This is a genomic window from Psychromonas aquimarina ATCC BAA-1526, from assembly GCF_000428725.1.
Lineage (GTDB): Bacteria > Pseudomonadota > Gammaproteobacteria > Enterobacterales > Psychromonadaceae > Psychromonas > Psychromonas aquimarina.
The window spans coordinates 1-26823 of the sequence record NZ_KE386792.1; the positions used below are offsets into that span (position 1 = coordinate 1).

The 26823-nt window shown below is 42.8% G+C and carries 20 protein-coding genes; 4 read left to right on the forward strand and 16 right to left on the reverse strand.

Going from position 1 to position 26823, the window contains the following annotated elements:
- The 10 genes from G337_RS0121680 to cysD all read right to left on the reverse strand — a co-directional run.
- Positions 1–3757, reverse strand: a 3757-nt coding sequence (locus G337_RS0121680; RefSeq protein ID WP_028865710.1) for a DUF4347 domain-containing protein, incomplete at its 3' end; no start/stop codon positions are given.
- A gap of 93 nt (positions 3758–3850) precedes the next feature.
- Positions 3851–4672, reverse strand: coding sequence for a sulfotransferase family protein (locus tag G337_RS0121685; protein WP_084605564.1), 822 nt, complete (start codon positions 4670–4672; stop codon positions 3851–3853).
- 232 nt (positions 4673–4904) lie between these two features.
- Positions 4905–5537: a phage tail protein gene (locus G337_RS0121690; RefSeq protein WP_037028414.1), complete on the reverse strand. Its 633-nt coding sequence runs from the start codon at positions 5535–5537 to the stop codon at positions 4905–4907.
- Positions 5538–5589: 52 nt separating this feature from the next.
- A complete protein-coding gene (locus G337_RS0121695; protein WP_028865713.1) occupies positions 5590–6222 on the reverse strand; it encodes a phage tail protein in 633 nt (210 codons plus the stop codon).
- A gap of 34 nt (positions 6223–6256) precedes the next feature.
- Positions 6257–7234, reverse strand: coding sequence for a hypothetical protein (locus tag G337_RS0121700; RefSeq protein ID WP_028865714.1), 978 nt, complete (start codon positions 7232–7234; stop codon positions 6257–6259).
- Complete coding sequence (locus tag G337_RS0121705; protein ID WP_028865715.1) at positions 7227–8531, reverse strand: SAM-dependent methyltransferase; 1305 nt, start codon at positions 8529–8531, stop codon at positions 7227–7229. The genes G337_RS0121700 and G337_RS0121705 overlap by 8 nt, the downstream gene beginning before the upstream one ends.
- 325 nt (positions 8532–8856) lie before the next feature.
- Complete coding sequence (locus tag G337_RS27070) at positions 8857–9360, reverse strand: GNAT family N-acetyltransferase (RefSeq protein WP_051303501.1); 504 nt, start codon at positions 9358–9360, stop codon at positions 8857–8859.
- A gap of 526 nt (positions 9361–9886) precedes the next feature.
- Entirely contained in the window at positions 9887–10168 is a 282-nt protein-coding gene (locus tag G337_RS0121715) for a hypothetical protein (RefSeq protein ID WP_028865716.1), read from the reverse strand.
- A gap of 385 nt (positions 10169–10553) precedes the next feature.
- The gene (gene cysN / locus G337_RS0121720) at positions 10554–11990 is read right to left on the reverse strand and encodes a sulfate adenylyltransferase subunit CysN (RefSeq protein WP_028865717.1); all 1437 of its coding nucleotides are present in this window, start codon (positions 11988–11990) and stop codon (positions 10554–10556) included.
- Positions 11991–12038: 48 nt separating this feature from the next.
- Positions 12039–12947, reverse strand: a complete 909-nt coding sequence (gene cysD / locus G337_RS0121725; RefSeq protein ID WP_028865718.1) for a sulfate adenylyltransferase subunit CysD — start codon at positions 12945–12947, stop codon at positions 12039–12041.
- A 93-nt stretch (positions 12948–13040) separates the two neighbouring features.
- Here cysD and G337_RS27075 point away from each other — a divergent pair, with 93 nt between their 5' ends.
- The gene (locus G337_RS27075; RefSeq protein ID WP_051303503.1) at positions 13041–13505 is read left to right on the forward strand and encodes a ChbG/HpnK family deacetylase; all 465 of its coding nucleotides are present in this window, start codon (positions 13041–13043) and stop codon (positions 13503–13505) included.
- 156 nt (positions 13506–13661) lie between these two features.
- Here the strand turns inward: G337_RS27075 and G337_RS0121735 are convergent, their stop codons facing one another.
- The 3 genes from G337_RS0121735 to G337_RS0121745 form a co-directional block, all read right to left on the reverse strand.
- On the reverse strand, positions 13662–14546 hold the full coding sequence (locus G337_RS0121735) for an AraC family transcriptional regulator (RefSeq protein ID WP_028865719.1): 885 nt from the start codon (positions 14544–14546) through the stop codon (positions 13662–13664).
- 89 nt (positions 14547–14635) lie between these two features.
- Complete coding sequence (locus G337_RS0121740) at positions 14636–15094, reverse strand: MoaF-related domain-containing protein (protein WP_028865720.1); 459 nt, start codon at positions 15092–15094, stop codon at positions 14636–14638.
- Between the two features lie 65 nt (positions 15095–15159).
- Positions 15160–16023 carry a nuclear transport factor 2 family protein gene (locus G337_RS0121745; RefSeq protein ID WP_028865721.1) on the reverse strand — a complete coding sequence of 288 codons (864 nt, stop codon included), beginning with the start codon at positions 16021–16023 and terminating at the stop codon, positions 15160–15162.
- Between the two features lie 264 nt (positions 16024–16287).
- On the opposite strand from G337_RS0121745, the gene G337_RS0121750 reads away from it, so the two are divergent.
- The 3 genes from G337_RS0121750 to G337_RS0121760 all read left to right on the forward strand — a co-directional run bounded on the left by G337_RS0121750 (position 16288) and on the right by G337_RS0121760 (position 18939).
- Positions 16288–17115, forward strand: a complete 828-nt coding sequence (locus G337_RS0121750; RefSeq protein ID WP_028865722.1) for a LysR family transcriptional regulator — start codon at positions 16288–16290, stop codon at positions 17113–17115.
- Positions 17116–17399: 284 nt separating this feature from the next.
- Entirely contained in the window at positions 17400–18437 is a 1038-nt protein-coding gene (locus G337_RS0121755; RefSeq protein ID WP_028865723.1) for a DUF1254 domain-containing protein, read from the forward strand.
- A 133-nt stretch (positions 18438–18570) separates the two neighbouring features.
- Complete coding sequence (locus G337_RS0121760) at positions 18571–18939, forward strand: LysR family transcriptional regulator (RefSeq protein ID WP_028865724.1); 369 nt, start codon at positions 18571–18573, stop codon at positions 18937–18939.
- Here the strand turns inward: G337_RS0121760 and G337_RS0121765 are convergent.
- From G337_RS0121765 to G337_RS27995, 3 genes are all read right to left on the reverse strand, one after another.
- Positions 18869–19669 carry a sterol desaturase family protein gene (locus G337_RS0121765; RefSeq protein ID WP_028865725.1) on the reverse strand — a complete coding sequence of 267 codons (801 nt, stop codon included), beginning with the start codon at positions 19667–19669 and terminating at the stop codon, positions 18869–18871. The two genes, G337_RS0121760 and G337_RS0121765, sit on opposite strands and share 71 nt — an antisense overlap.
- A 108-nt stretch (positions 19670–19777) precedes the next feature.
- Positions 19778–20863 (reverse strand): HD-GYP domain-containing protein, encoded by a 1086-nt coding sequence (locus G337_RS0121770; protein ID WP_028865726.1) that lies wholly within the window; start codon positions 20861–20863, stop codon positions 19778–19780.
- Positions 20853–26774, reverse strand: coding sequence for a transporter substrate-binding domain-containing protein (locus tag G337_RS27995; RefSeq protein WP_051303507.1), 5922 nt, complete (start codon positions 26772–26774; stop codon positions 20853–20855). Before G337_RS27995 ends, G337_RS0121770 begins: the two co-directional genes overlap by 11 nt.
- Positions 26775–26823: the final 49 nt, after the last annotated feature.

The window sequence follows — 26823 nt, forward strand, 5'->3', positions numbered from 1 at the left end:
TAATGGTAAAGGCTGCGCTATAAGTTGTGTCGTTAATTTTATTTAAACTGCTCAGTGCATAACCGTTTATCGTGCCGCTGATACCGCCGCTGCCCGTGGTGTAGTCGTCGCTGTCTGTACTGACCGTAATCGCGGCGGTAACCGTATCCCCCACTTTATGTACGCTGTTCGGAATACTCACCGCACTGATAGTCGGCGCAGTGCCGTCTTCATCATCGCTGATAGTGACCGTCTGCTGTTGAGTACCATTTTCTACTGCACTGCCGCCGGACACTGAGGTGATATCAATAATAATCGTTTCATCGCCTTCCAGTAGGGCATCATCAACGGCTGTAATACCGGTCACTGCACTGGCAGATGTGGAGCCCGCTGGAATAATAATAGAACTGCTGGCCGTATTGTAATCCGTACCGCCGCTTACCGCTGTGCCTGTATAACCTAAATTAACCGTGACATCGGCATAAGTCGCACTGCTTAACGTCGCAGTAATCGTCGAAGTCCCGGCATTTTCAGCTACTGTACTGTTTCCAGTGGTCAAGGTAACCGTCGGCGACGACTGCGCATCATTAATGGTAATCGTCTGCTGGTTAGTTGCTCCTTCACTTCCCACTGACAGACTGCTGATATCTACAATTACAGTTTCATCTACTGCCGCATCAAACAGGGTATCCGCCGTACCGGTTAAGGTCGCGGTTCCGGTGCTGCTGCCGGCTGTAATGGTAATACTGTCGAATTTACTGTAATCCGTTCCCGCCGTTCCTGTGCCTGTATAAGCCAGGTTAGCGGTAATATTATCCGGCCACTGATTATTTAAACTGCCGCTGATAGTCGCGGTTAATGTCGATACACCGCCGTTTTCTGCAATACTGTTAGCGTCTGCTGTTAAAGATATTTCCGGCAGGTTGGCATAAATTGCATCACTGCTCTGACTGACTGCCGTGGTGAAAGCACTGCTGCTATTGCCTGCACTGTCAGTCAGTGTAAGGTTGACCGGTACACCGCTGCCGGCAGCAGCATCACTGCCACCGTCGCTAATGGTAAAGACTGCGCTATAAGTTGTGTTGTTAATTTTACTTAAACTGCTCAGCGCATAACCGTTTATCGTGCCGCTGATACCGCCGCTGCCTGTGGTGTAGTCGTCGCTGTCTGTACTGACCGTAATCGTGGCGGTAACTGTATCCCCAACTTTATGCTCGCTGTTCGGAATACTTACTGCACTGATAGTCGGCCCGACATTATCAGTAACAGTAATAACAGCGGCTTTTTCAAAAGTGGTCTCGCCGTCATCACTTTGAAGACAAATATTATAACTGCCTGAAGCAAGAGAACCTGCTGTTTCTAATGTCAATGTATTGATTTGAAAGCTGGTATTATCAGCATCGTTACCTACACCACAAGTCCCGTTAGCAGCACTGCCGTTACTAACTAATGTATAAGTGAAACTGCTGTCATCCAGATCCGTTGTGCTTAAAGTAGCAATATCGGCGCCTAATGCGGTTAGACCTTGATTAATACTATCCGCTGACAGCGTTATATTGCTAGGCGCATCATTAACAGCGCTAACAGTGATCGTTGAGGACACAGCAAGTGCATTGTTAATATTATCATTCGATCCCGTATTACTGCCGCTGTCTGTCAGTGAAGTAATAGTAATAACACGGTTTAAGGTATTGGGGTTTTGACTGTTGTTTTGATAAGAGGCGCCATCAACAAGGGTTTGCAGGGCGGCTGTCGATATTGTCATGCCACTCAATGTTACTGTAGCAGTGCTGCCTGAAACACTCACCGAATAAGAAGCACTATTGGTGGCTGTCGTACCTGAAGTACCATGAGTTAGTGTAACAGCCGTGCCGTCAATGAGTAATATTTCATTTGAACCATTGTTGACATTCGTCACTGTCAGGGTCATTGCACTCAGTGTCTGCCCGCTTTCCACAGTGGAAGCAGCTGCGCTGCTAAATATACTGGCGGCACTGCCCCCTTCACTAAAGGTCGGATCACTGCCTGCAGCCGAAAGCGTCGGTTGATCATTCAGAGCAGTAAGCACGATTGTTCGGGTATCACTGGCTGATGCAGAATTTGCATCAGTGCCAGTAAAGGTCACTGTACGGTTGGATGTACCGGGATCATCTGATGTACTGCGGTAACTAATCGCCTGTAAAACCTGCTGTACCAATGCATTTGTTGCATTACTGTTAAAAGTGATGGTCAGTGCTGTGCCGTTAGTTACTGTCCCCTCACTGGCACTCAAAGTACCTATAACCGTTGTATTATCGCGCAGTTCTGTTCCGCTGCTGTTGATATTACCAACAACATTATCTTGAATAGACAGTTCATCACCCGCTTCATTATTGGCGGTGATCTGTACCACCAGCGTGCCGCTATTCCAATCGGCATCGCCATCGGCATCAGAGAGTGTTGCGCTTGAATCAATCTGGGTAACAGCATCATTTTCGCTGTAGGACAAACTGGAATTATCTATGCTGATGGCTGGCGTGGTATTTGAAGGAGCAACATTGGCAACCACCAAATTATCCACTCGCATATAATCTAGATCAGAGCCATCATTCTTTTCAATAGTTAACCTGGTAATGCCGGTAAAACTCGATATATCTAGCCCATTATGTGTCTCGAACTCTGCTAATGCATTCGAGGTCACCGACCCTCCAAGGTCTGACGTTATTTTAAAGGTGGTTGTCGTACTTGATCCATTATACAAATCAATCGAAGTAGTATTAAATGTTTCATTAGCTGAAAAATAAAAATACAACTTTTTCAATCCAGCTGTACCGTAACTATTTACCGTCAAGTAATCGCCAGATGCATTAAACTCCTTGCCGTCATTTCTATCTGCAGAAATTTTTACCGTATAACCATTAAAATTATAACTATCAGTTCCTGTATAACCATCTGTAAAACCACTCATATCTATGGTACCAGAGGCCGCCAGTACAGCCGAAAAATCATTCAATGCGGCTTCACTAAAAGGCCGGGATGCTTCGATCTCCCCCGTTTGAATTTCTAAATCCCAGTCTGCATTATTATTAATTGAACCGGTTAAATCACTGGATGCGGCCACATCAATATCCGCACCTGCAGAAATCAATTCCAGCAGCTCTTCACCTTTTTCTGTTTCTGCCAGATTACAGCCGTAAAGCAGCAGATCAGCACCGTCTTTAAGTGCATTATCCAGCGACGCTAAGGTATTTATTTCATGATTTAAAATATCAGAGGTTACTTGAGAAGTGCCTAGATAAATAACACCGTCTGCGGCATGTGAAACAAGATGTAAAGCATCTAGGTTTTGATAGTTTGACAGTATCGTTTTAAGCTGCAGCAGGCCATCCTGCTGACTGTTAATCTCTTTTATTTCAATATTATTCTTTAAATTTTTATAAAATAAGTGTTTATCCGGCACTGTAGCGTCAATGATAATAAGCTCGTTAACCGCAGTGCTGCTGACTAACTCTAAATCATTTTGTCTGACTAAACTGCGGCTGACCTTATTTTCAGCAGATAAATCTGATATTTCAGCTGAGCCGTAAGCAGAGAGCACAAGCTCACCGGCGACCGGAGTCTGCTGTAAATTTATCGAAGTATATTCAGAGCGTTTATTCTCATTAAGGCCGGCAATAACGGGCGCACTTTTATTTCTGCCGCCGATATATGTATAAGCACCGGCAGCCTGTGCCGCCGCATTATTTAATCCCATAGGCAGCATAGCTGCAGCGATAGTGCTGAGTAAATACTTATTCATAAGGACATCCTGTTCCGTTGATCATTCAGCAGCTTTATTACTAAGTACTGATATTCATGCAAAAATACCAAGCTGCAGTATGTTGTTTTTACTTTATTCTGATTTAGGGGCAATTATATTAGCGGCCGTCCCCTGCGTATCTTGCCAAAAAGCCATTTCACTGTATTTTTGGAATAGATCCGGCGGCAATATGCTCCGCCTTGCTTTAAATTCCACTTTTTTCTTTACGGTATGTAAACCAGCGACACCAAGCTGCTGATCAAATTCATTTGCATCATAATCAATATTGTCAAAATCATGTGCATAAAGATCTTTTCCTAAAAACTGATAGATCAGCTGCATTGAACGCTGCGGATGCTGGGTCAGCAGATCGTAATCAATTAACAGCAGGCGATCTGAGTATTCACCGTAATAGGCTTCTTTTAAAGCAGTCCAGGCACTGCCCACTGTACCCCCGGCATTAATCAGAGAATCACAACGTGAATAAACCGTTTGCCGGCTCTGTGGATTAAACATACGGCTGTAGTCAAAAGGGTTTTTACGATAGATGCACTCAAAGCTGTCCATAATCCATGCCGGATTACGCACACAGCAGATTACTTTGAAATCATCGAACAATTCGCTTAACTGGTGAAGGCGTGCCGTCCAGATACGGTTGGTATCAAAAATAACCGGCAGGCTCTGCTGCTCATGGTAATAAGCATTAAACAATGCATGACAGATTCGTTTGCGCTTATTCTGATCAAAAAAACTGACAAATTCTCCCCCTGCCCCCATCTGTTCAAGTGCACTGTTCATCATAGGTGCAACAGGGCTGGACATAGATGCATGAAAATCCGGGTTTTGCTTTAACAGCGCGGCAAGCAGTGTTGAACCGGAACGCGGTAGGCCTGATATAAAATGAACTTGCTGCATTATTTGTTAACCTCAATGCTAAGCTTGTATCAGCTGCCGTTAACAACCGACAGAAGCAGATAACAACTTGACTAAATACCAAAAACATAAAATTATCAGCATTAAAAGAACAATATCTTAGACTAGAATGGCAGGGTTTGATACTAAGAGGAGAGTTTTTTCTAAAAACTTGAAGTAAGTTCAAATGTTTACAAGCAGGTTACCGGTTAAAATAACCTGCGAGAATAAGTGCCTAGCTGCGCGGCGGGTATAATCCGAGCAGAGCAATGCTGTAATTCATTGCCAGTACGGGCTGTATAAGAGAAAAAGCCTTACTGCCGCCGTTTGCATCAACAGTAACGTTTCCTCCACCACCACTGCTGCTGACAGTGACGCCGCCCAAATTAACCGTAGATCCTGCACTTGGAGCACTTTGATATATTTGCTCCGGCTTGTCTGCCCCGCCGCCGGGAGGCTGCGCTTTAGCTAAATAAGCCCCGGCAGAAGGAGCAGCACTGTCCCCTGCATCCGTAGTTGCGGCAAGTTCAACTGTTGAAGTTGCACCTCCGGAAGCTGTAAAAGTGGCAGTATGGCTATGATTTGCCAGCTCAGGAATCGTTAATGTATGCGTTTCTGTTCCCGCATGCTGCCCCATCCGCCAGTCATAGAAACTGCCGGGGTGGCGCCCCTTGCTCATCGGAGTTCGTCCCCGCAAATCCGGCAGGGCAAACGTGGTACGTCCGTCACCGCCGTAAGTAGTCCCAAGCAGCGAGAATAGTGTAGAATTAGCAGAAATAGGCAATAATGCACCGGCACAAAAAGCCCAATTTCTCGGGTTAAAATTAAAAGCAAATAATCTGATTTCACCAATAAACGGATCTGACATAATATACTCCTTAATATAAATAATTATTTTAAATAGATTGAGTAAACACTTTTTAATTACGCGAAGGGAAAAGCCCTTTCAAAGCTATACAGTAATTTGTTATCAAGGTCGGCTGAATAAGGCTGAACTGAGTATTACTACCCGTTGTTCCAACAGAAACAGATCCTTCTACAGTACTCCCCCCGCTGACATTAATTCCGCCTAAATTAAAGGTTGAACCGGCCGATGGAGCTGTTTTATATATTTGCTCAGGCTTATCTGAACCGCCGCCGGGCGGCTTTGCAGCAGCTAAATAAGCACCTTGCGACGGCGCCGCATTATCACCATTATCCGTAGTCGCTTCAATATTCACCGCTGTTTTTACCCCGGCGGCGGTAAAGTCAGCTGTATGAGCATGCTGTGCTAACTCATTCAGTTTGAGCGTATGTGTTTCCGCTCCGCCTGACTGACCCGTTTTCCAGTCAAACTGACTTCCGGGAAAATTTCCCTCACTTATCGCCATCTTGCCGCGCAGATCCGGCAGGGCAAAATTAGACCGCCCATCCCCACCGTACGCGGTGCCAAGCAGGGAAAACAATGCCTGATTACTACTTATTGAAATAATCCCCCCTGAACACTGCCCCCAGTCTTGCGGCACAAAATTGAAACCATACAGGTCGACTTCTCCTATAAAAGGTTCTGCCATAGTATTCTCCTTTTTTAGTGTGTAATTTCGCTATTCAGATTGCCGGCCCGGAGACAAACCCCATACCGGCATTAATAGCAAAGCGTTCTGTAAAACTTATTCCATTGAAGATCCCGTCAGCATTTGCCAAAATATCCAGCCTGACAGCTCCGTCGCAGGTTGCAGCAATCACCCCTTGCGGCTCCCCGATAAAGCAGATGGTTCCCGGAGCCACGCCGTAGGTCGGGTGCTCAATTACAGTTGCCTGCAGCAGACTTAACTGTGTCTGCCCCAGAGTGATAACACTGCCGCCAAACTGCTGATTACCAGCCCGCGTTAATGCGGCTATCTGCTCACTGCCCATGGTTAACCAGTCAACATGCAGGTCTGATTCCCGGGGATGAGGCGCGGCTTTAACTGCAGCCGCCTGAAACGGCAGCAACTGGAGCTTAATCTGACCATTACTTTCGCTTAATTGCGTAAGCAGCTGTGCAAACATCAATGCCGCCTGCTGCGCGACTTTACCTTCAAGACACTGCAGAGTATCCAGAGGGTGAATAATTTGATTATGGCTGACAGCAATATCAGGCATTCCCTCTTCTACACCGGCTTTCTGCAGAATAAGCTGAGTCTGCAGCTGCGAATCTCTAATCTGCCAATATAGGGGCCTTGGTCCTTTATATTGATTTTGAGGGGTGGCATGAAAATAATATAATCCGAATGCCGGGCTGTGTTCACATACTGCAGACAGTTCATAAGGAAAGTTAAAGGCAGCGGCTGCATCGGCCTGCCACACCTCAAGCTGCTTTTCCAACTGCTCAGGAGCGGCAGGATTAAAACAGATACACGGACAACCGCTCTGCTGCAGCCAGGCTGATAATTGAGAAGAAAACGCATCCTGCAGCTGCGCAAAAACCACCCCCGCTAAAACCTGCTGCTGCAGTAAAAGATTAATTGTCGGAACAGCAAGCGGATCACCGGCAAAGACCACTACCTGTAAAGGTTTATTTGTTTCTAGTATGGATTCAGTCATGACTCACCTCCCCTTCATAACAAGTGGCGAGAAATCCAGGAAGCCCGTTTAAACGGTAAAAAAAATGTATTGTATCGCCGCTGTTCAGCAGTAAATCACCGGGCCTGTTTTCACGTGGAATAAAATTAATACACACCTGTGGATCCGGCAGTGGATGAGTGATGCCAGAGTCATATTCACCAATTCGAATATCTCCATAAACATCTATTTGTGAACATAAAAGCAGACTTTGCTCTGCGCACTTTTCCGGGAGCATAGGGATCGTCGCCTTACCGCACTCAATCAAGCGTGTATGTTCATCTAAAACATGCTCCGGCAGCGTCAGCAGGCTTTCCGCAGTAAGTGAAACAATTTCCCCTAAATCAATACGTGCGGACTTAATAGCGGGATCCATATCCAGCTCAGACAAGTACTCGCTATTTTTCCATTGCTCGACAAACTCCTTCTGTGCACTATTGAGCATTGCACGGACAGAAATTTTCTGGGGAATAAAGCAGCCTTGAGGGGAAAGCAGCCGCGCAAAATGGCGGGCAATACAGAATTGTCCTTCACTGCTTAAGCCATGCTGCATCGCTTCTAATATAACCATATCTACAGCCAAAGCATCCGGCCAATAAGCTAGCGCGTCAATACAGAGAACACCTCGAACATAATCTTTGATACCCATTGTTTCCACCAGCGCCTCGAGACTTTTAACGGCACCTTCCTGAAGATCAATCAATGTTATCTGCAGCTGCTGCGGCGTGTATTTCTGCTGCGTTTTATAGTAAGCGATTAAAGGGAGCAGCAGCGGCGCAAAAGGGCCGCATGCCGGGTAAACAATATGCAGAGGACCTTGATGCGAGGTGAATTTATGGCTTAATGCCTGATCAATACCGCGGACAAATGCATTAACCCGCAGATCATCCAGCTGGGTCGTGATACAGTTATCCGGCGACATAATTAACCCGCTCTGTGCAATAAACTGCCTTTTTCTTAACGCAGGACTTATATCTGCCTGCTCATAGATAAATTTCTGCTGATAATAGAGTTTACTTAACTGCTCGTGCAGCACCACCCGGTTTAGTTTGCTTTCACCAAGCATACTGCCGACGGATTCGTCTACAATAGATAATAAATTTTTCTGCTGCACCTCAGCAGGCAGCGGTGCATTTACATTTTTAGGGGCCTGCTTCGATTTGACTGGCCGAAGCTGCTGTCTTAGCAGATCATTTAAATGCCCGGTATTTAACGGCTCATTAACCTGTACAGCTTCAGCTGTTTGCGTTGTACTAACCCCTGATAATTGTTTATTCACTGATATCACTACCTTTATTATTGCCTGATGGTTGAACACTGCCATACTCACAAAAATAACCAGCTGAGAGCGATAGCCTGTGACACGAACCATTTCAACAAAACCAATAACCACAACCACTTGAAATGACAAATAATTGTATAAATTATGATGTAAATAGAAATGTCAGTTTAGACATTACTCAAGGCAAAACAAGGGGTAACCTATGATGTTGAGATGACTTTAAATAAAACATAAAAAAAAATGTGACAAAAGAGCAAAAATAAGACTGAAACTGAGGCTTAAAAAGAGGAAAAGGTATTTACGAACAAGGTAAAAGTAGTCATTAATTTCCATACTGCATATAGAGGTATTCGTTTTTCATTTCTATTTTGTTAAACCCCAGCGTCAGGTAAAGTTTCAATGCAGGACTACAGCTATGAACATGCAGAGAGAGTGTACTTTGGTTGTGCATTGCCCGCTCCTGCAGCTGTTTAATTAAAAATGTTCCTATACCCAGATTTCGGTATTCTCTAAATAAGCTAATATCAATCAAACGGATATCCTTACCTTTACTCTCTGAATATAAACGCCCAATCACTCTACCTTGATATTCCAACACCTTAAATCCAGCCGGATCATAAACTTGATAATAATGCTTCTGCTGCAGAGCAAACTGCTGTTCTAAAAAAGTCTTTACCATCTCCGCTGGCATACCGCTATTTGCAGCCTCATCATCGCGACAAGCACAATATAATTCACGCAAAATATCATTATCTTGCGCTGTAACAGGTCGTTGAATAAGTGCTATACAACCCATCGCTTTGTTAAGTTTCGATTCATCAGTCATTACGTATCCTTAAAGCTAAACCAGAGGCTCATATTTTGATCTTTATTCCAAGTAAACTAGCTTCACCACATCATCAAACACATGTTGTAAAAAACATAAACATCAAATGGCAACAATAAAGCCACTTTATTAAAACACGTTTTTTTGACAAAACAAAAACAAACGCTTTAAGTATCATCTAAGAGTTAAAAAACTTTGAGTGTTTTACAAACCATTAAATAACGTTTGTAGAGTCCGATGCGATTGTTTTTTAAATTTAGTCTTAGCCATTAATCGATTTCGTACGTACTGCATCTTTCAGCAGTACACATTAATGATCAGCTATTATCTGGCATTTGATAAGAAGGATATCTTGATAAGTTATACGCAGTAAAAAGCAGGCTTTAACTGCCTGCTCTTATGAAAGTTCGGATATCCATAGATTTTAATCCAACTACCCATCTAGCTGAAAACACAATACCAATAGCCCGCATGGTCCAGTCCCCGCGTATAGGATTATTTGCCCTATTGTGCTTGGTTAATTGGTCTATAACTGCCGCCTCTCCCCCTGAATAAAGACCTGGGTGCGGATGGTTTTCTGCAGACACTTAGCTGCCTGAACAGGTGAAATAGCGACTCCGCTTGGTAAATCAACATCCTGCCATTCGTTCATATCAAAGTCAGCCGATACTCCGGTAACTAAGGCTAAGAATTGAGCTAAGGCGTCGGTATGGGTTTTGCCATGTCCCGCATGGGGAGCTTGCGTAATAACGGCTCTATATGGGAGAGGATTTGGTGTTTTAGATCTTTTGATCTCTAATGAGATCATCGTGTTATCTCCAGCTTGATTATTAAACTTTACCTTTTACCCATCAGGCACTGTTAGGTATTTATTTGATGCTTTTAAAACCATTAAAGCGTCCGTCTCAGTATCCATATATGGCATCTTTAAAAAATCATAAATACACAATAAAAGCATAATTTATGTGAATGTATGACAGATCCCGATTCGGATAATCGTACTTAACTCATTCTGGTGATTTTTAATGCCTGGTGCGAAATTACTTAGCGTTATAGCCTAAAAGCGTATATTTTATATCAAAGGCTAAATGAGGTGTTATCAACAGATAAATAGTGAAAAATTTCTAAGGCGTTTTACCCCCAAGCACCTTACAAAACTACAAATTTGTGGCCAGTATTACTCAGCCACACACCTATTTTTTAGCTAACTGGTTAAGATCCAGCGCATGCCAGTGCGGGAAGTGCTGACGTACCAGCTGATTGAAGGCTAACTCAAATTCACTGTATTCATGTTTAACTTGTGTCTCGCTCAAAGCTTCAGTGATCATACCCGCACCGATTGTCACGTTAGTAATACGGTCAATAATGATAAAGCTGCCTGTTGACGTTACCTCACGGTAAAGATCAAAAACGACTTTTTCAGTCAGCAGCACTTCACAGGATGCAATCTCATTAAGTTCTAAAGCATCTGCCGAAGATTTCTCTAAGGTATTAACATCAACTTTATAATCAATTGATTCAATTGAACCGGTAGTTTTTTTAGTAGCGACTTTAATATCATACTGCTGACCTGGTTTAAGTTCATCTTCACTCATCCAGACAATATCGGCTTTAAAACGATTACTCAGCTGCGCCGGGCTTGAAGATGCGGCTAATACATCTCCACGACTTACATCAATTTCATCATTCAGGGCTACAGTGATCGCCTGCTCTGAAAAAGCATGCTCCAGCTCGCCGTCAAAAGTCACCAGTGATTTCACCGTTGAAGTTTTACCGGAAGGCATTGAGATCACAGTATCACCCACTTTTACCGTGCCGGCGGCAATGGTGCCGCTGAAACCACGAAAATCTAAGTTTGGACGATTAACATACTGCACAGGCAGGCGGAACGGCTGCTCTCGATTGGTCGCTTTAATCGGAGCACTTTCTAAAATCGATAATAACGGCCCGTCAGTATACCAGGGCGTAAATTCACTTTCGTTTACCACATTGTCGCCGTTTAAAGCAGAAAGCGGTACAAAATCAATTAAGCGGTCATCTGCACCATTCTCCAGACCCTGTGCAAATTCTAAATAGCTTTCTTTGATTTCCTCATAACGGACCTGCGAGAAATCGACCAGATCCATTTTATTTACGGCAACCACAAAGTGTTTAATACCCAGTAGTGACGCAATAAAACTATGCCGCTTAGTTTGGGTTAACACACCGTAACGCGCATCGATTAAGATAACCGACAGATCGCAGGTTGAAGCCCCCGTTGCCATATTGCGTGTATATTGCTCATGCCCGGGTGTATCTGCAATAATAAACTTACGTTTTTCCGTTGAGAAATAACGGTACGCGACATCAATAGTGATGCTCTGTTCACGCTCGGCCGCCAAACCGTCCACTAAAAGAGCTAAATCAATAGCATTACCTGTGGTCCCCGATTTTTGACTGTCAGAGTGCAGAGCCGCTAACTGATCTTCATAAATCTGGTGAGAATCATGTAACAAACGCCCGATTAAGGTACTTTTACCGTCATCGACGCTGCCGCAGGTTAACAGGCGCAATAGACTTTTATGCTGCAGCTCTGAAAGGTAATTTTCGATACCTTTATCTTTTAATTCTGAAACAATAGTTGAATTCATTTTATCTGCCTTGAAAAATTAACCTGTCCGCTTAAGTAGAATCAGTTATTAAAAATAACCTTCTCGTTTCTTAAGTTCCATCGAAGCCGCCTGGTCTGAATCGATTAACCTCCCTTCCCGCTCACTGGTTGTGGCAATCAGCACTTCTTCAATAATTTCCGGTAATGTTTCTGCTTCAGAATTGATTGCTCCGGTTAACGGATAGCAGCCGAGTGTTCTAAAACGTACTTTTTCCTGCTTGATCTCTTCGCCTTCCTGCAATTCAAAACGATCATCATCAACCATGATTTTGACCCCGTCACGCTCAACAACCGGGCGCTCCTTAGCAAAATAAAGCGGTACAATATCGATATTTTCCTGATAAATGTACTGCCAGATATCAAGTTCAGTCCAGTTGGAAAGCGGAAAAACACGGATACTTTCTCCCTGATTGACCTGGCCGTTATAGGTATTCCAAAGTTCCGGGCGCTGACTTTTCGGTTCCCAGCGATGGTTTTTGTCTCGAAAAGAGTAAACTCGCTCTTTAGCGCGGGATTTTTCTTCATCACGACGCGCCCCGCCGAAAGCAGCATCAAATTTCCATTTGTTTAATGCCTGTTTCAGCCCCTGGGTTTTCATAATTTCAGTATGCATTGAACTGCCGTGAACAAAAGGGTTAATGTTCATTGCCAGCCCGTCCAGGTTCTTGTGAACTAATAATTCAAACCCGTATTTTTCGGCCATATGATCACGAAAGGTAATCATCTCTTTGAATTTCCAGTCAGTATCAACATGCATTAATGGGAAGGGTATTTCACCCGGATAAAAAGCTTTACGCGCAAGGTGCAGCATTACAGCGGAATCCTTGCCCACTGAATACATCATAACCGGGTTATCAAATTCAGCAGCCACTTCACGGATAATATGAATACTTTCAGCCTCTAACTGTTGTAAGTGAGTTAACCTTTCTGAGCTCATGTGTTTCTCCATTAAGCAGAGCTGATTTGTTTAATAATGTTGGCACGATTACACTTTGACCAAGCATGTAAATATATTAAGGCTCTTGAGGAAATGACACTACCAAATTCTTTTAAACAAGTCTCTATCAATGTCAGCGGCAAACCAGTTTTGCCTGCTGATCAAGTACCTGATTTAGTTGATGAACAAGGTTACTTTTTATCAAAAGAGATATTAAGAAAAAAGAAATCACTCTGTACAGAGCAGATATATCAGGAGCTGCAGGCGCAGTATAATAAAGCAGTAAACAGCGGCATTAAAATTAATCATCTTGATACCCACCACCTTGCGGCAACGTTTCCTGCATTTAAAGAAACCTATATTCGCTTTGCAAATGCTCTCGGTTTACCGTCACGCCGTATTGATACTGTTACAGCAGGTCAAACAGGTTTAAAGGTACAAACGCCGCAGGCATTCGATATGCGTTTTTATGATGACGGAGTCGATTTAAAAAAACTGCAGGAGCTGCTGTTTGAATATAAGAAAAAGATCGGCGGCGGCAGTTTCAAGTTATTGTGATAAAAGAGCGCAGGAATTTGCATTATTAACCTCACCCGGCCTTATACAATGGCTGGCTGATAACGAAATTGAATGCATCGGTTTTGAACATTATGCACAGCAATAACGGCTTAGGTTATGGGAGCAATTACGCACAAGGCAGGCATTGATAACCGCTTACCTTTTAAAGCACTCTTTAAACTGAGAAGGGGTAAGCAGAGTATGACGTTTGAAGTATTTAACAAAGTTAGTGACTTCATCGAATCCCAGCTGATAAGCAAGCTGCTGTACCTGATAACTGTCTACAATCAGTTTACGTTTTGCCTGCAGAATAAGATGTGCATCAATCAGCTGTTTAGCGGTTTGATTAGATGCTAGTTTGCAGATCTGATTTAATGACTTGTAGGTAATATGCATCATATCGGCATAAACCGATGCTTCTCTCGTCACTGTGTAATGCTGCTCAATTAACAGAAGAAACTGTGCAAATTTCTGCGCGCGAGACTCACTTAAGTGTTTAAAATGATCTGTACCTCTTTCTCGGGTCAGCTTTAACAGCAGAGTGGAAAAAAGCAGCTGCACAAGTAAGTTATTGCAGTTGAGGTTGTTCTGCTCCTTGTTTATTTCATGCATCAGTGCTTCGCAGCTTTCTTGTAGTGAGGGGGTAAGGATAAGAACAGGTAAATAGGAAGAAACTAAGTGCATAGGAGTAAAAAACGGCAGACGAATATTCGCATGAATGCTGTCGATAAATTCTTCAGTCACCAGCATCACTTTACCCTGCGGACGATTTACGAAATCATAGGCATGGATTTGATTTTTATTAACGAATATAAAACTACCGGCCTGATACTGGTGTTCATTAAAATCAATAAAGTGTGCCCCCTCACCTTGAGTAATATAGATAAGGCAATGAAACTTCACCCTGTGCGGCTTGGAAGGATCATGTTTATACTGCAGCTGTCTTCGGTAAAGGTCAGCAAGCTCTAATACTTCCAGCCCGGGATTTCCGACACTCGGAAAACGAAATTCGACTTTGGGTACTTCTGGGGAATTTTCCATTATTTTCAAATGACCCTGCTGCAGGTTAATCTCAAGCTAAACAAGCATTTTATATTGCGGCTAAAACAGTCTTCCCAGCCGCAAAAAATCTATTTTTCAATCAGCTTCACTGCGTCAATAATACCGCCGGCAAAGGTACTGAACTGTTTTTCGGATCCTATATTTAACAGCCCTGAAGCGTGCATAACATTATTGTTAAAGTTGAAGACCAGCGTAATATAATCAAGCTTAGACTGTTCATACCAGTTAATCATATACATTTTATCAGCAATTTTCCGCGAACGATAAGGCAGATCTTTATTTGTATTACCTTTCATGGGCCCTGCTGTCCATTCATATTTTAATAAACCGTCATACAGCTCCAGACGAACAGCACCACCGTGCTGAAACTGGTATTCGATGATGCTGCCGTCTAACAAATGCTGTACTTTTTCTACTTTTTCTGATGTGTTCTTAGACATAGAACCGCCAAAATCATCTGCTGAAACAGATAACGCAGTGCTGAAAACAACCGGAAAAATAATAAGTGATGTAATAAACCGTTTCATAATTGAGACCTTATAGGTGAAGCACAGCCTTTCAGGCCGTACTGCAGATTAATTAAAACAAAAAATTATAAGTTACCGAATTTGCCGTTGTTATTCTTCCACTGCTCTTTAGGTGCAATGGTTTCTATTACATCCCAGTGTTCAGCTATTTTGCCGTTTTCTACGCGGAACAGATCATAAAATGAGGTTGCTTCACCGGCAAATGTTCCTTCACTGATACTCAGCACAAAGTTTCCTTCACCTAAAACAATATGATTTTTGCTGTAGACCATAGTAATGCCCTGCTCCGCCATAGCGGCTAATGCACTGCCCAGTCCGGACACACCGTCGGCAATAGCCGTGTTGTGCTGCAGATAATTATCACCGTCAAAGTAGTTAGATAATTTATCAAATTCACCTTTAACTAAAATGGTATCTACAAAGTCAGCGACCAGTGCTTTGTTTTCCTCTGTTTTATCTAAATCAGTAATCTCAGCCGGACCGTCTAACTGCGTACGTCCACTTGGGTTAGGCAGCTCTGATTTAACCGCAAGGTTATCCCAATGTTCAACAATCAGACCGTTTTCAAAACGAAACAGATCAAATCCAACTTTCGGACCAAAAAAGTTATAATCTGTATGAGTGAAAACATAATCACCGTCTGCAAATGCCCGTACAACATTCACTTTTGCACTGTTCTTCGGCAATGCCTGTAATACTGCACCGAAACCAGCAAGCCCGTCAGCCACAGCTAAATTATGCTGGGTATACTGCAGCGGGTTGATATAAGTGACCGCCTGCTGGTCGCCTGTTTCTATGCTGTTAAGTACAGCGACTGCTTTATCTTTATTTGAAATGCCCATATTGCCCTCCGGTGCGGTAACAGCTGATGTACAAGCCGTTACTGAAAACAGTGCGGCGGCTAATGTTAATGAAATCTTCTTTTCCATGATACTTTCTCCGTTATTGTTGATGGGCTTAGAATAACGACAGAGAGCAGCTCACGGCAGGTAATTGCCCGCCGATAAATGGTAAATATCGAACCTTAGTAATAAGGATTAAAAAAATCAGTAGACGTTGAATAACTTTTACTATCGCTGTTCGGTAAACCGTGATGCTTTGCGCTCACCAAGGCCGCAGTTTATTAATAACTCGATTGCAGCGGCTGATTTCGCTGCGTTATAGTACTTATATCTTTTAAGGACGGAGTTGTTATGGATCTGAACCTGATCAAGCCTTTTCTAGCTGTTTATAAGTCTCAGTCAATTACTAAAGCTGCCGATGAGCTGGATCTTACTCAACCAGCAGTCAGCGCGGCGCTTCGCCGCCTGGAAAACCAGCTTAATAAAAAACTGTTCGTCAAAGAGGGCCGGGGTATTACAGCAACGGGTTCAGCAATAATGCTGGCGAATAAACTCGAAGGTGCGATGGAACTGATTGAGACTGCGGTTACCGAAAAACAAGAGATCCATGCCTACGCCATGGAGACCGCACTGCAGCTGCTCAACTCGCTCAGCCGAGTTACATTCCATGAGCCGCCTATTGAAGAAGTACTGCTGCTGGAGCATCTACGCACGCAGAAAATTGATCTGATCATTGACAGCGTATTCCCCGAAGAGCACGCATTTATTGTTGAACATTTATATGATGAGGAAGTCGTAGCCGTCTGCCGCATGGACCATCCGCGAATTAACGGCTCACTGTCTCAGGAGCAGTTATATAGCGAGAGCCATGTGCTTTACCAGATGACACGCAAAAATATCAGCGGCCTGAAATTTAAAGCTGACCGGGTAAAAAAACGCAATATCAAAATGGAAGTATCGTCACTTGCTAATGTGCTGCTGACAGCTGCAAAAACAGATTATATCGGAGCCTGCTCTCGCACCTTTGCTGAAAACTGGGCGGATATTTTAAAAATTCAAATTTTTAAATATCCGATCGAGCTGCCGCGAATTCCTATCAATATGGTTTATCATCGGCGTTTTTTAAACGACCCGGTTCATAAACAGGTACGCGAAAAAATTAAATCAATACTTTGTTAAACAATTCAGCAAGGCGCCAGTCCCCCGCTCTGTGCCGGCCCCTGCAGATAACTTGTACACAAAAACAAAGGAAATATACTCCGCCTCTTAAGTAACCTGCCTCTGTGCTGCATAACTCACATAGTCCTGAACCATAAATAAGATTTAGGTAAGAACAGAAGTCTGCTATGTGTATCTGCAGCTGCGCAGCATTTATCATTTCCCACATGCTTAAACAGGCTTCTCCAGGAAGCTCAGCAGCTCTTATTCATTTGCTAAAACTTACAAACTAAAAGGTAGATCATATGAAAAAATTACTTCTTGCCTCTGTTATTGCTTTTTGCGGATCAGCAGCCGCCGCTGAATTCCCGGTAGATTTTGCTTCCTATGGCTTTACAACAAATGAATACCGTCTGGCAGAAACATCAATACACTTTAATCATTACGCAAATACTCTGGGTGACGGTGTTAATAAATTTACTCATTTAACAGAACTGGTCTCAGTTGAATCACAGTCTGTACCGCGAACTAACAATGATACCCTGTATTCTCTAGCAGTTGTCGATACCCGCAAAGGCGCGTCATTCACGCTGCCGGATACCGGCGAGCGTTATATTTCTGCGACTATCTTCGATGAACATCACTACCCTTACGGCGTCATTCATCAGGCAGGCACACATAAGCTGGACGTTGCCACAAACTACGCTTTTATTATCATTCGTACTGCAGTAAACAGCACCAGCCAGGATGATATTAACTACGTAACCGGCACTATCCAGCCGCAGCTTAGTGTTAATGCGATTAGTAATATTGAATATGCACCAGCAGACTATGATGCCGATAAACTAAGTGCACTGCGTGATGCGGTTACTAAAGAGGGAATAAAGCTAACTAATTTCTCTGATCTCTATCATGAGCGCCCTGAATCACAAAGCGATACTCATAAAGAATGGATGGGACTGATTGCTACTACCGTTGCATGGGGAATCATTCCAGCTGCTGAATCAACCTTTATTATGCAGAATCCTATGCTGCCGGCAGATAAATGTTACAACGCAACTTATGAAGTGCCGCCGCATAATGCATTCTGGTCTATCACAGCTTACGATAACAAGAGCATGTTATTCTCCAATACTCACAGTATCATCAACGAAGATAACGTCACCTTCAATGAAGACAATTCATTTACTGTCAACTTCGGCAGTGAAGAACAGTGCGGTACGAATATAAACCGCCTGGATACCGTAGATAACTTTAACTTTCTGTTCCGAGTTTATAAAGCCACAATGGCAGAACTGCCGGCTTATGAAGCAAACCTTCCGGCATTAGTCCCGGTCAGCTGATATCTGCCGTTACCTTTATAAAAAGAAACATCTTCTAAAACGGAGATGTTTCTATAATCTTCGACAAACCACAGTTTACCAATAAGGTAATGGCGACAGCTCTCACTGTGTTACATTTTTGATAAGATTTATTATGGATCTTAATCTGATTAAACCTTTTCCGGCAGTCTATAAATATCAGTTAATTACCACAGCAGCCGAATCTCTGGATCTGACTCAATCAGTGCTAAGTGCAGTCCTTCGCCGTCTGGAAAAGCGGCTTAATAAAAAGCTGTTTGTTAAAGAAGGCCGAGGCATTACTCCCACGAGTGCGGCTGCAATACTTACCGATAAACTTGAAAACGTGATGGGCCTGATAGAAAATGAGCTGCTTGACAATAAAGACACAAAAGCCAGTAAAAACAACCATAACTGGGATAGTCAGCACTCGCTCACACCTTCTGAAACGGCAGTATTAACAGTTTATATAAACTTAAAGGCTTCTCTGTACCGAACTCTTTAAGCCCCTGGCGCATTAAAGGATAATCTACTGCAGGTTTATCTCTATAGGTGGAAAACAGTTTATCCCAGAAAATCAGGTTAAAGCCATAATTACTGTTAGTTTCTTTGGCTGCTTCTGAATGATGAATCCAGTGCACTTCCGGGGTAATAATAAATTTACGCAGGAATTTATCAGCAGTCCTGGGCAGCTTAAGATTACTGTGATTAAAAAGCGCCAGCCCGTTTAACAGCACTTCAAAAATAATCACCGCAGCAGCCGGAATACCAAAAATCACAACAAACAGCATCTTAATCAGCATGGAAATAATGATTTCAACAGGATGAAAGCGAACAGCAGAGCTGACATCAAGTCCGATTTCCGTATGGTGCATACGATGCACAGACCAAAGAAGCGGTATTTTATGCATTAACAGATGCTGACCGTAGATAAGCAGATCCAGCATCAGCAGCGCTAAAATAACTGCAGTCGCATAAGAAATATCAATCATATTAAAGAGTCCAATTGAATGCTCCGAGGCAGACCGGGCGGCACCGACAGCCAGTAACGGCAACAGAATATTCAATAAAAGACTAGCAATAAAAGCCAGGGACAGATTAACCGACCACTGCCGGAGTCGGCTGCATTTACGTTTGGCGAGCGGAAATAAAAATTCTACGCCGGCGAGTATAATAAAAAGGCTTAAAAATATGCCCAGCCGGATGACATGTTCATAGTCAGTAAATATATTCATTTATAAGAAAACTAAAAATATTGATAAGCAGCCTCTCTACAGGGGCACGTGGGGCTCTTAACCTCATCCGCCACAGCAAAAAGCGGAATTATTCAAGCTGTTCAGCGTTTATTCAATCTCACCATTAGCCGATTTAAAGCGCTGTGGAATCGCTCGGAATTCATCATCTAACTGGGTAAATATCCTGTATATATCAGGGTCAAAATGCGACCCTATGCCCTCTTTAATAATTTCACAGGCTTTTTCATGGGAAAATGGAGGCTTATAAGGCCGTTTCGATATAAGGGCATCATAAACATCGGCGTATGCCATAATACGTGCAGAAAGAGGGATATCCTTTCCTTTCAAGCCGCGCGGATACCCAGAACCGTCCCACTTTTCATGATGTCCGCCGGCAATATCTTTTGCAGTTTCCAGGAATTTAGGTTCGTCAAGAAAACGCTGCGCTTGTGCAATCGTTTGTTCTCCGGCAATCGCATGACGCTTCATTTCGCTGAACTCTTCTTCGCTTAATTTACCCGGCTTAAGTAATATATTATCTGATATTGCGACTTTACCAATATCGTGCAGAGGTGCAGCATTGGCATAGATCTCAACAAGCTCCGGTCTTAACTCGTTTTTAAACAAACTGTCTTCGCTCATTGCCCTGGCCATCGCACGAACATACTCTTTAGTACGCTGAATATGCTCCCCCGTTTCCGGATCTCTATGCTCAGCAACAATGCCCATCACCACCAGAATGGCATCTTTAGTTTTCTGGAGCTGCTCAGTACGCTGTGCAATTCTTGCTTCAAGATCATCATTATGCTGTTTTAACAATAAATGAGTCTTAACACGGGATTTTACCAGTTCAGGTACAACGGGCTTGGAGATATAATCCACTGCACCTAAAGCCAGCCCCTTTGCTTCATCATTGGTGCCGCCCATTGCCGTCACAAAGATAATAGGAATAGCGGCGGTTAACTTATTTTTCTTTAATATATTAAGTACATCATAACCGCTTATTTCAGGCATCATAATATCCAGCAGAATAAGGTCCGGATAAGGAGCGGTGCCCGCAATTTTTATCGCCTTTTCTCCGCTGGTCGCCACAACAATGCTGTAGTCATTCTTAAGTACATTCATTAATATATGAATATTATCAGGCACATCATCAACGATCAGGATCCTGGGTTGAGCTGGTTTATTCGCCATTTTCATCACCAATTAAGCTGTCTATCAATTTATTAAGCAAAACCACCGTTCTTTCTGTTTCAAAGCGGTATAAATGTCTGCTGATCTCATCAATCTGTTTTGCCCAATGAGAGCCTTTATACAACAGCTCCACCTCATTCATAATATCAATAGAAACACTAATTTCATTATCTAGATTATCTAAAACAAGTACTAATTTATCTTTTAAATCAACAGCATTGAACACTTGAGTAGGTAAATTATTATTTAAACTAAGCGGCAGCTTATGGATATCATCAATGCTTGCCTGTAAAGACAGCCTGAATTGATGCGCGAGTCTTTGCTCAGGTAAATTTTCATTCTTCAGTTCATCGTTAATTCTGGTTGTAATCTCATAAAGATCAAGCATACCTAAATTCCCGGAAACCCCCTTTATTTCATGCGTTAAAGCCTGTGCTTTGTGCAGCTTATTAAGGTCAAACAACTGCTGTAAATCATCCGCGCTGGACCTATAAGTCTTAGAAAATTTATGCAGTTGTTTTAAATATAGCTCCTGGTTTCCAACTAAACGCACTAATCCGGCGCTGAAATCAATATAATTCGAAAACGGAAAATGAAATAACTGCGGATCCGCGGCTGCAGAAGCGGAGCTCAGTGAGGATAAGCTTAAAGGCGGGCTGTCTTTAAGCCAGCGGGACAAGACCTGCGACAAATTCAATGGAACAATCGGTTTACTCACATAATCATTCATTCCTGATGCCAGTGTTTCCTCGCGATCTCCTTCCATCGCTTGTGCCGTCATGGCAATGATGGTCAGATGCTGATAATAATCATCATCCAGATCGACTGCCAGCTGTCTAATGGCCTGCGCAGCTTCAAGGCCGTTCATAACCGGCATTTGTATATCCATTAAAACAGCGTCATACTTTTTCTGCTGGACGGCATTAAGAGCTTCAGCACCATTTACAGCTGTTTCGATAGAAGTAATCCCCATCTGCTTAAGCAGCTCAGCTGCAACCTCCCTGTTGATTTCATTATCATCAACCAGTAAAACAGAGGCATTATTAACAACAGGTATCTCAATATTCTGTAAATTATCATCAAGTGTACTGAATACTGCCTCATGCCCTAAAACACCCATTATCGTATCCAGTAAAATAGAAGAGGAAAGCGGTTTAATAATAAAGCCGTCCATCTCAACATCTTTAGCTATGCGCATTACCTCTTCACGTCCATAAGCAGTGATCATGATTGTTTTGGGTTTTTTTATTAAAAACTCCATGGCATGAATTTTTTCTACTAATTCATCGCCCTTCATGCCGGGCATATTCCAGTCAACTAAAAGAATATCAATACTGTTATTTTCATCACTTAGTTTTTCAAGTACCTGATCCGCACTTTCAAGCACTTCAAATTTAAAATTAAGGCTCTCCAGCATTTCACTTAAAATATGCCGGAATGCTTCATTATCATCGACGGCTAAAATATTCACATTATGCAGTGTCGGTAATATTTTAGTTAATGCCTCGCTGCGCTGCTTTTCCTGCTCTACCGCAATGCCGAACTGCGCTGAAAAACAAAACGTTGAACCTTTACCTAATTCACTATTTTCAATCCAGCAGGTACCGCCCATCATTTCAGCCAGCTTGAGACTGATCGCCAGGCCAAGCCCCGTTCCTCCATATTTACGGCAGGTACTTTCATCTGCCTGGGTAAATTTACTGAACAGCTTTTCCTGCTGGGCGGCGGTAAGACCAATGCCGGAATCCTTGACATAAAACTTAAGCATAATGCTGTCGGTTGTCTGCGACATCACTTCGATACCAAGCGTTATCTCTCCCTGCTCAGTAAATTTAACTGCATTAGTACAGTAATTAGTTAGAATCTGTCCCACCCGCATGCCGTCACCGACTAATACAGAAGGAATATCGACGGGTAACTGGATCAATAACTCAAGGTTTTTCTCTCTTACCCGCTGTCCGATAAGATCAATTGAATGAATAACAATCTGATTTAAATTAAAGATAACTGCTTCAATCTCCAGTTTTCCCGCTTCAATTTTTGAGAAGTCGAGAATGTCATTTATGATACGCAGCAGAGTATTAGCCGCATTTTCTGATTTGCTGATATAATTCTTCTGGACAGGATCAAGCTCAGTTTTCTGTGCAAGGTATAACATGCCGAGAATGGCATTCATTGGAGTGCGGATTTCATGTGACATATTAGCCAGAAACATGGACTTGGCTTCCGTCGCATATTCCGCAACCTGTTTTGCTGTTTTCAGTTCAACCGTGCGCCTTTCAACTAACTCCTCCAAGTGCGCCTGATACTCTTCCAGCTGCCGTTCTGCATATTTCTGCTCAGTGATATCTTCTAATACATTAAGCAGATGTTTAACATCATTATCACCCGCTTCAACAATTGATGATAATTTAGCCCAGAAAACCGTATTATCCATGCGTATAAATTCAGCTTCAAATGCCTGTACTCTGCCGGATGCGATTTTATCTAAAAAGTCTTCTCTGTCGGCCGGATTTTTATAATAATCAGTGAAAACCGAGCTGACCATCTGCTCTTTGTTTTCACATTTAAAGATACTCAGCAGCGACTCATTGACTGATATAATTTTTCCGTCGAGTGAAGTCACAATGATGCCTACCGGGAGATGATCAACAAGGTTTTTATACTGCTGATGACTACGGGATAATGCATTAGTACGCTGTGCAACCGTGGTTTTAAGCAGACGATTCCAGACAAACAAAAAAATAAGTAGAAGAAAGACGGGAATGATGATTTCCAGCAGCAGTTTATAATCAAAATCATGCTCATAAGTGATATTAAACCAGCGGCTGTTTATTTCTCTGCGTTCATCTTTATTAATCGCATGCAGCGCTTTCTGCACTAAACCTAAAAGAATCGTATCGCCCTCTTTAACCGCCATGCTCACTTTGTACTTATAGGGAATTTCTCCTGATATTTTAAGGCTGGTTATACCTTCACGGCTGAGAACATCTCCAATCACAGCCAGCGCACCGACAAATGCAAAACTTTCACCACGCAGCACTGCGCCCAGCCCTTCAGAAACACTATTAACTAAGTGCAGATTAACGTTAGGGTGATTATTTGCCAAAAAATCGTAAGAGATATAACCATCAACAACCGATACTTTTTTACTGTCAAGCTCGCTGATATCTGCAATAAAACGAACATTATCCCGGGTCACAATAACCATTGGAAACTGCACATAGGGCTCCGTGAAATCCATCTCTTTTTCACGTGACGGTGATTTTACAATCGCAGGTAAAAGATCAATGTTCCCATACGTAAGCCCCTTTACCATCTCAGGCCAGCTGCGGTTTGTAACCGGTATTATTTCTATGCCTAATAAAACTGCAATTCTTTTTATATAATCTGCACTTAACCCTTCCAGCCCCCCATTTTTATTAATCCATTCTATCGGCGCCCAGTTATTATCGTAACCTACACTGATTTTCGAGTGCCGGCTTAACCAGGCTTTTTCTACGGATGACAGGGACAATTTAAGAGAATCTTTTTCTGCCCAGCCGCCTAGAATTCGATCCCATTCACTGCGGCTGATTGTTGCTGTTGCTTTCTGTAAAATACTGCTCAGTAACGGCCAGTCCTTGCGAACTCCGATGGCATTTACAGATTCAGTTTCAGTTATTTTTTTGCCTATCTGTAAATTATTGATCAGCTCCTGCTTGATGATATACATAGCTACAGCCCGATTTCCCACATAGGCATCAGCGGCACCACTGGCAACCGCGCCAAGCGCATCACTCGTTGAAGCAAACTCATGTACTATAATCTGCGGATGTTTTTCTTTGATAACTGCACTGATAAAAAAGCCTTTTTCAAGCGCAACACTTTTCCCGGATAATCCGCTAAGAGAACTGTATTGTTCATTTTCTCTGTGGATAATCACGTGCGGTACAACCACGTAAGGGTCGGTAAACTCAAAAAACGGTTTTCTGTTTTCACGAGGTGTTATTCCCATTATTGCATCGAGTTTTTTATCTTTAACGGCGTTATAAATAGTGTTCCAGTCATCTGGGTGTATCACAAATTTTCCACCCAGACGCTTATTAAGCGCATTAATAAGTGCAGCGCCGATCCCGGTGGGAAGACCGTCGCGATCCAGATAATCCATTGGAGGCCATGCTTCCATCGTACCTATATTGATTTTCTTAATAGAGTCTAAAAATGCCAGCTCTTCTGTTGTTAAGTTATCTATCAGAACCGGAGACTGGGTAAGAATTTCCACCTTGGCAATTTCCGGGTGGCTCCATTTTTGAAAAAAATGCAGACGCTCAGCTTCAGTTAAACTTGCTAATGATTTTTCTAAAATGGAGGCTAGTTCAGGCCAGTCTTTACGAACACCGAAACGCTGTTCAGAGAGTCCCTGGGCATACAGGGCGGCAAATTTTAAATTTGAATAACCCGACTGAGTAATCAAATAATGAGCCATGCCCATGCCGGCAATCGTTCCGTCAACTTTCCTGGTTGAAACTGCCTCTAAAGCTTCCTGCAGATTATTAACCCAGACGGGCTGCAGATCTGGAAACTCTTCCAGCGCATATTTACTGGTAGAATATCCTTCTACCAGCGCAAATCGTTTTCCCGAAATATCCTCTCTCTTTTTTATACCCAATGCTTGATCATGGATGACAATATACTGCGCCAGTGATAAATACGGACTGCTGAACTCAAATTTTTCCAGCCTTTCCGGACGTTTGACTAAGGTTGCAATCACATCAACCTTTTTATTTAATGCTGCATTATAAAGCGCCTTCCAGGCACCGTCGCCATAAGTCGAAAAGCTTATTCCCGCTCTTTTAGCCGCTTCCCGGGTAATATCAACAGCGATTCCAACATATTGCCCCTTATCATTTTTAAAACTATAGGGCGCATAGTTCTGATCAAAAGCAATAATGATATTCTTGTGGGTTTTAAGCCAGTTTAACTCTGCCTGGGTAAACCCTAAGTCTTTATCTTTATGATAAAAGCCCTGCTGTGCATTTTTCAGCCAGCGGCCCTCCATAGCGGTAAACTGACTATGCTTTATTTTTAATAATCCGCTGTTAATACGAGCCTGTAATTGTTCATCCCCCTTATTGACAACCGCCTGAACAGACGAGGATATACGGTATTTTAAAAACGGGACAAAATCCCCCTGCAGCCCCCGACGCGTTAACATATCATCAACAGCAAATTCATCATCAAAGAACAGCTGAATTTTGTTTTCCGATATCCAGTGCAGAATTTCCGTATAATCCGACGCTATTTGAATCTTCACCCCCGGTATTCTTTTTTCTAATAAATCACCGTAATAGGGAGAGATAACACCAATAGTGCTTCCAGTGAGCTGCTCAACATTATTTATCTTCATTTTTTCAGGCAGGTAAAACAGAGCGTCAAGCTGATAAAACGGGTCACTGCCGGCCTGCCAGTCACTGTCTACAGCGGCCCCGCTATGAAAATCAGCATCCCCCCGTTTAACCAGCTCCAGGCTTCCCTTCCAGTCAGCAAATACAAACTGCACATCAACATTTTCAGCATCCGCCCATGCTTTCCAGATATCAATAAACAATCCGGCGGCTTTTCCCTGCGCATTAAGCATGGTTAACGGCGCATAATCACGATCTGCGGCAATACGATAAATTTCCTTCTCTGTTTTGTTACTGCTCTGCAGCTGTGTTTGTAACCGGGATTTTTCTAATAACGAGCTGCTTTGAAAAGCACTGTTTATTTTATCAAGAGCTATTAATGTTCCTGCAGGCACCGCCATACGATAGGGAAAGCTGCTGTCGGTATAAATTGTGCTGCCGTTAGATGATACCGCCGCTTTAACCAGTGTGCAGATAGAAAAAAGAAAAACTGAAAACAAAAATAAGAAGCGAAAAAATTTCATTAGATAAACTCACTCCACAAACGGCAATTATTTAACAAAATAAAGTAAA

Coding starts and splice junctions, on each gene's coding strand:
- G337_RS27075 (WP_051303503.1), top strand. CDS start 13,041: ATGACACTACCAAATTCTTTTAAACAAGTCTCTATCAATGTCAGCGGC.
- G337_RS0121750 (WP_028865722.1), top strand. CDS start 16,288: ATGGATCTGAACCTGATCAAGCCTTTTCTAGCTGTTTATAAGTCTCAG.
- G337_RS0121735 (WP_028865719.1), bottom strand. CDS start 14,546: ATGGAAAATTCCCCAGAAGTACCCAAAGTCGAATTTCGTTTTCCGAGT.
- G337_RS0121685 (WP_084605564.1), bottom strand. CDS start 4,672: ATGCAGCAAGTTCATTTTATATCAGGCCTACCGCGTTCCGGTTCAACA.
- G337_RS0121760 (WP_028865724.1), top strand. CDS start 18,571: ATGGATCTTAATCTGATTAAACCTTTTCCGGCAGTCTATAAATATCAG.
- G337_RS0121715 (WP_028865716.1), bottom strand. CDS start 10,168: ATGATCTCATTAGAGATCAAAAGATCTAAAACACCAAATCCTCTCCCA.
- G337_RS27070 (WP_051303501.1), bottom strand. CDS start 9,360: ATGACTGATGAATCGAAACTTAACAAAGCGATGGGTTGTATAGCACTT.
- G337_RS0121765 (WP_028865725.1), bottom strand. CDS start 19,669: ATGAATATATTTACTGACTATGAACATGTCATCCGGCTGGGCATATTT.
- G337_RS0121695 (WP_028865713.1), bottom strand. CDS start 6,222: ATGGCAGAACCTTTTATAGGAGAAGTCGACCTGTATGGTTTCAATTTT.
- G337_RS0121690 (WP_037028414.1), bottom strand. CDS start 5,537: ATGTCAGATCCGTTTATTGGTGAAATCAGATTATTTGCTTTTAATTTT.
- G337_RS27995 (WP_051303507.1), bottom strand. CDS start 26,774: ATGAAATTTTTTCGCTTCTTATTTTTGTTTTCAGTTTTTCTTTTTTCT.
- G337_RS0121745 (WP_028865721.1), bottom strand. CDS start 16,023: ATGGAAAAGAAGATTTCATTAACATTAGCCGCCGCACTGTTTTCAGTA.
- cysD (WP_028865718.1), bottom strand. CDS start 12,947: ATGAGCTCAGAAAGGTTAACTCACTTACAACAGTTAGAGGCTGAAAGT.
- G337_RS0121700 (WP_028865714.1), bottom strand. CDS start 7,234: ATGACTGAATCCATACTAGAAACAAATAAACCTTTACAGGTAGTGGTC.
- G337_RS0121740 (WP_028865720.1), bottom strand. CDS start 15,094: ATGAAACGGTTTATTACATCACTTATTATTTTTCCGGTTGTTTTCAGC.
- G337_RS0121770 (WP_028865726.1), bottom strand. CDS start 20,863: ATGGCGAATAAACCAGCTCAACCCAGGATCCTGATCGTTGATGATGTG.
- cysN (WP_028865717.1), bottom strand. CDS start 11,990: ATGAATTCAACTATTGTTTCAGAATTAAAAGATAAAGGTATCGAAAAT.
- G337_RS0121755 (WP_028865723.1), top strand. CDS start 17,400: ATGAAAAAATTACTTCTTGCCTCTGTTATTGCTTTTTGCGGATCAGCA.